This is a genomic window from Kineococcus indalonis (genome assembly GCF_009906395.1).
Taxonomy (GTDB): domain Bacteria; phylum Actinomycetota; class Actinomycetes; order Actinomycetales; family Kineococcaceae; genus Kineococcus; species Kineococcus indalonis.
Genome location: NZ_JAAALM010000279.1, coordinates 1 through 5,382 on the forward strand (window position 1 = coordinate 1; position 5,382 = coordinate 5,382).

General features: G+C 72.9%; 3 protein-coding genes. 2 read left to right on the top strand and 1 reads right to left on the bottom strand.

Annotated features, from left to right (window positions below; translation table 11 throughout):
* Window positions 1–145: 145 nt before the first annotated feature.
* Entirely contained in the window at window positions 146–610 is a 465-nt protein-coding gene (locus GTR00_RS25855) for a M15 family metallopeptidase (protein WP_205705770.1), read from the top strand.
* 112 nt (window positions 611–722) lie between these two features.
* Here the strand turns inward: GTR00_RS25855 and GTR00_RS13710 are convergent, their stop codons facing one another.
* Window positions 723–1,271 carry a glycosyltransferase family protein gene (locus tag GTR00_RS13710; protein WP_166612171.1) on the bottom strand — a complete coding sequence of 183 codons (549 nt, stop codon included), beginning with the start codon at window positions 1,269–1,271 and terminating at the stop codon, window positions 723–725.
* Between the two features lie 319 nt (window positions 1,272–1,590).
* On the opposite strand from GTR00_RS13710, the gene GTR00_RS13715 reads away from it, so the two are divergent.
* Window positions 1,591–5,382: FkbM family methyltransferase (locus GTR00_RS13715; protein ID WP_166612172.1), on the top strand; the 3,792-nt coding region annotated here is incomplete at its 3' end.

A 5,382-nucleotide genomic window follows, 5' to 3' on the forward strand; every position in this document is an offset into this window, starting at 1 on the left:
GCTCAGCCCCCGCGCCCGGGCGGTGGCCCCCACCCCGGTGTTGACCGGCAGGCCGTACGCGTCCTCGATCGCGCCGGTGGGGGCGGCGGAGCTGTGGGCGTCGTGGCGGCCCGGCTGCCCCCTGCCGCCGGAGCGGCTGCGGGCGGTGACCGTCACCCACCTGGACTTCACCGGCACCCCGCGCACCGGCCGGCTCGTCGTGCGCGACGACGTCGCCCAGGCCGTCGCCGACGTCTTCCGCGACCTGTACGCGCAGCGCTTCCCCGTGGAGCGCATCGAGCCGGTGGAGGCGTACGGCGGCTCCGACGACGCCTCGATGGCCGCGAACAACACCTCGGCGTTCAACTGCCGCGCCACCACCGGCGGCACCGGCTTCTCCGAGCACTCCTACGGCACCGCCATCGACCTCGACCCCGTGCAGAACCCCTACGTGCGGGGCACCACCGTGCTGCCCGAGGCCGGCCGGGCCCACCTGGAGCGCACGCCCGCGCCGGGCCGGGTGCTCGCCGGGGACCCCGTCGTGGAGGCGTTCGCCGCCCGCGGCTTCAGCTGGGGCGGCACCTGGCGCACGCTGAAGGACTACCAGCACTTCTCGCTGTCCGGGGGCTGAGCCCCCCGCGCACCGGAACCTCGTCGACGGCCTCGTCGACGGCCTCGTCGACGGCCTCGTCGACGGCCTCGTCGACGGCCTCGTGGACGGGCCGGGTCGTCAGCGCCGCTCGTCAGACGCGGTCGAAGACCCCGCGCTGGCGCGGCACGCTGGCGGTGGTGGCCACGGGCTGCTCCACGGTCAGCAGCCGGCTGGGCACCTCCGTGAGCGTGTCCGCGGGCGGGCAGACCGGGCCGGGCACGGCCTTGTGCAGCAGCCGCGCCGAGCGGTGCGTGCCGCGCACCACGTCGTCCACCCGCACCGACATCGCCGGCACGTCCCCGGCCACGTGCAGCAGCTCGCGCAGCTCCTCGCCGTCCACGCGCACCTTCTCCCCCGGCAGCACGCACAGCGCCCAGTCCGCCTCCACGTGCGCGAGCGCCGCCTGCTTGGCCCGCGCCCGGTCGTCGGCCCAGAAGCCGCTGACCACGGTCACCGCCGGGTGCAGCGTCGCCTCGAAGGCGGCCGTGCCGGGCGCGAGGTGGTCGGCGGTGTCGTAGACGACGACCTCGTCGGCGACGCCGACCAGGTCGCGCAGGTCGGCGTCCAGGGCGGGCGGTGACGCCGCGCCGTGCAGGACCAGGCAGGCGGCCAGACGGGGGCGGGGGCGGGTGCTCGACACGGTGGCTCCTCGGGCGGCGGTGGCGTCGTCATCGACAGCATCGGCGGGGAGCGTAGAAGGGTTACGCGCCACGCGGGGTCTTTACACGGTGTTGACACCAGCGACGCAGCAGACGGGGTCGCTCGACGGGCACCGCACGGGACACCGGGTCGAGCGTCGGGGGTGGGGGGTGACCGTCGATGCCCCAGGAGGCGGTGCGGTGAGCGTCAGCCCGCGAACCTCCTGAGGACTTGATGACTGATCGTTACAATAGGTCGACGGAACGTGAGAAGAGGGCAATACTCGACCCGTGCACCACTCGGTCCCCACCAGTCCCACCGTGCGTCTCCCGACGCCCGGCGAGCAGCTGATCGCCGGGCGCTCGCTGAGCGGCAGCGGCCCGACGGACGAGACGGCCGTCGGTCAGGTGCGCGTGCGCCCCCGGGCGGTCACCGGCCCGCTGCGCATCGCCGTCCTGGTGCCGCGGACGGACGTGGGGGGCGGGGCGCGCGTGCTCTTCGAGCACGCCAACCGCCTGGCCGCTCGCGGCCACGACGTCGTCGTCCTGGCGCACCACCCCGCACCTCGCTGGTTCCCGCTCTCCGCCCGGTTCGAACAGGTACCGGTCGGCCTCGACCTCGCGGACGCGGTGCCGCCCTGCGACCTGATCACCTGCGGCTACTGGGACCAGGTGCTGTCGGCCGCCGTCTCGCACATCGCCCCCGTGCTGCACTTCGAGCAGGGTGACGCCCACCTGTTCGAGGACCTCACCCCCGCGTCCTTCGCCAAGGTGCAGAAGCACATGGCGGCAGCGGACGCCCACGTGACCGTCAGCACACGCGTCCAGCGCATCCTCGGGGAGCGCTTCGGCGTCGAGGCCGGGGTGCTGCCCAACGCGATCGACCCGGCCGTCTTCCACCCGCGCACGACCCCCGCACCCGGGGACCGCTACGTGCTCTGCGTCGGGTGGGACGGCAACGAGTTCAAGGGCATGGGCGAGGCCCGCCGCGTGGCCGACGCCCTGGCCACCACGCACCCCGATGTGCGGGTCGTCTGGGTGACACCTCGGCCGCCCCTGGAACCTTTCGGCACGGTGGTCGTGGCCCCTCCGCAGCAGGTGCTGGCAGAGCTGTACCGCGATGCGGCGGTCTACCTGTGCACGTCCCACTACGAGTCGTTCCCGCTCCCGCCGCTGGAGGCCATGGCCTCGGGCACGCCCGTGGTCTCCACCGACAACACCGGGGTCCTGGAGTACGCCCGGGACGGGGAGAACCTGCTGCTCGCCCCGGTGCGGGACGTCCGGGCCCTGCACGCGGCGCTCGCCCGGGTGCTGGACGAGGACGGTACGGCCGAAGCCCTTCGGGACGGCGGCCTGCGCACCGCTCGGCGGTTCAACTGGGACGCGATCGTCGACGAGCTGGAGGCGCTCTGCCGGGAGGTCGCCGGCCGCGGCGCCGGGGCCGGAGGTGACGCCCCCTGGGGCGACGCCTGGGACGACCGGCGCAACACCGGCACGGTCCCGGCCACACCGCAGGACGCAGCGCTGCTCGAGCACGTCCTCGCCCGGAGCGGCGCCCGCTCGCTGCTGGCACCCGTCAGCCGCCCCGCCTTCCCGGGGCACGAACTGGTCCAGTGGCAGGTCGTGGCCGGTTCACGGGCAGGGGGTCGCGGGGAGGTCCGCGTCCACGCCCTGCACACCACGCTCGAGCCGCCGGCGGGCCTGCCGCACCAAGCGGGCATCGACGCCTTCGTCCGCGAGGACATGAGCCGGGCGCTGGAGCACTTCCTGAGGACCTGGGACACCGACGAGCGCAGATCGGTGCGCGGAGCGGTGGGTCGCTGGATCGGCCTGACCCTGTTCGAGCTGGGCCGCACCGACGAGGCCATGACGATGCTCGGCGAAGGTCTCCACGCGTTCCCCGACCACCCGGACTACGCCTACCTGCTGGCCGTCGTGTCGCCCTCGACGGGCGCTCCCGTCGACGCTCGATCGGCGGAGCAGCTCACCCGGGTCTCCGGCCAGGGGGCCCGGTACTGCGAGTGGTTCCGCGACACCCCGCGGATCCTGTCCAGCCACCTCGGAGCGGCTCTCCGCCCGGACCGGGCGGAGAGCGCTACGACGCAGGGGCGGGAACCCGGCAGGACCGCCCGAGAGGACGAGGAGTCAGCAGTGAAGACCACCATCCCGCGCACGTTCCACCGCATCTGGCTGGGCCCGAACCGCATGCCCCAGGAGTTCGAGGACTACTGGGGGACGTGGCAGGAGGCGCACCCGGGCTGGACCTTCCGCACCTGGCGAGATGCGGACCTCTTCCCCCTCATCAACCAGTCGGTGTTCGACGCCGCGGGGTCCTGGGCGCAGAAGGCCGACGTCCTGCGCTACGAGATCCTGGCCCGGCACGGTGGCGTGTACGTCGACTGCGACTTCGAGTGCTTCAAGAGCATCGAACCCCTGCTCGACGGGGTGGACTGCTTCTCGGCCAGCGAGGACGGGCAGCACGTGTCCATCGGCATCATGGGTGCGCGCCCCGATCATCCTTGGATCACGCGGCTCATCAGCGGGATCCAGGGATCGGTGGATCAGCAGCCCGAAGCCCCTCCCAACTTCCAGACGGGCCCCGTCTACGCCACGAGGATGTTCCTCGACGAGGAGAAGGACCACCGACCAGTCATCTTCGGCCCGAAGGTCTTCTACCCGTACTCGGGCACGGAGAAGCACCGGAGGCACGAGTCGTTCCCGGAGGCGTACGCCGCTCACCACTGGGCCGAGAGCTGGATGCGGACCACGCCGGTGCGCACCGCAGGACCGCCGGCACAGGACTCGACCCGGTCGCGCCTCACCGTCGTGGTGGAGATCGCCGCGCCGCTCGCCGACCTGCGGCTGCCGCTCAGCGCGCTCGTGCAGCTGTTCACCGACGAGGACGCCGTGGACGTCTACCTGGTGGGCGCGGGGGTGGACATCACGGCACCGGAGATCGCCGAGCCCATCGGGGAGATGATCCGGACCCTGTCGGGCAACCCGGCCACCCTGCCGGAGATCGTCCTCCTCTACCCGGACCAGCCCGTGCCCGCGGCACTGCTGACCGTCCGGTTCTCCGAGGACGCGTCGGAGACGGCGACGGCCGTCATCCAGCTCACGGCGCTCGCGCAGGAGGTCTGGAAGGGGGGCGCGGCGAGCGACCGCCCGGTCGAGCGGACCGGCGCGGGCGGCGCAGCAGGTGAGGGCGCTCGACCGGCGGCCCCTGCGACCACGGCCACGGCCACGCAGCCTCACGACCCGCGGGCCACCTACGTCGGCAACGGCCTCGTGCTGCTGAAACCAGCCTACGGCGGGAAGCTGTACTGCCTCGCCGACGACCTGTCGCTGACACCGGAACTCGTCCTGACCGGCATCTACGACCCGGGCCTGTGCAAGTACCTCATCGGCGTCACCCGTCGAGGGGACCGCTGCGTCGACGTCGGCGCCAACGTGGGGACCGTCACGGTGCTGCTCGGATCGCTGGTCGGCGCGTCCGGTCACGTCCGGGCCTACGAGGCGAACCCCGAGGTGTTCTCGGTGCTGAAGCGCAACGTCTCGGTCAACTACCTGGACGGGTGGACCAAGTGCTTCCCGCAGGCGGTCTCGAGCGAACCGGGGACGCTCGTCCTGCACAGGTCCGAAGCGTTCCGCGGCAACAGCTCCCTCCACGAGCACAACACCTGGTACCGCGAGCACTTCTCCAGCGACACCTTCACCCGGGTCGACGTCCCGACCGTGCGGCTGGACGACGTGATCGGTGCCGGCGAGCGCATCGCGACGCTCAAGGTCGACGTGGAGGGCGCGGAGGAGGCCGTGCTGCGAGGCGCCGCCCGCCTCCTGGACGAACGCCGCGTGGACCGCGTGGTCTTCGAGCTCGTGCGTGCTCGACTGGACGACGAGGGGTGGCGCAGCTTGTCGGCCCTGCTCGACCGCTACCGGTCGGCCGGCTGGTCCTTCGGCGTCGTCACCGACACGGGGGACCCGCACCTGCTGTCCCTGGACGAACTGCTCACCCTGGACGCCGTCAGCTCCGCCGTCATGGCTCCCAGCCCAGCGCTCATCGCTGCCGCGGCACCTCGCTCCGGGATCGGCGGGGAGGGCCCCGCCCCCGAG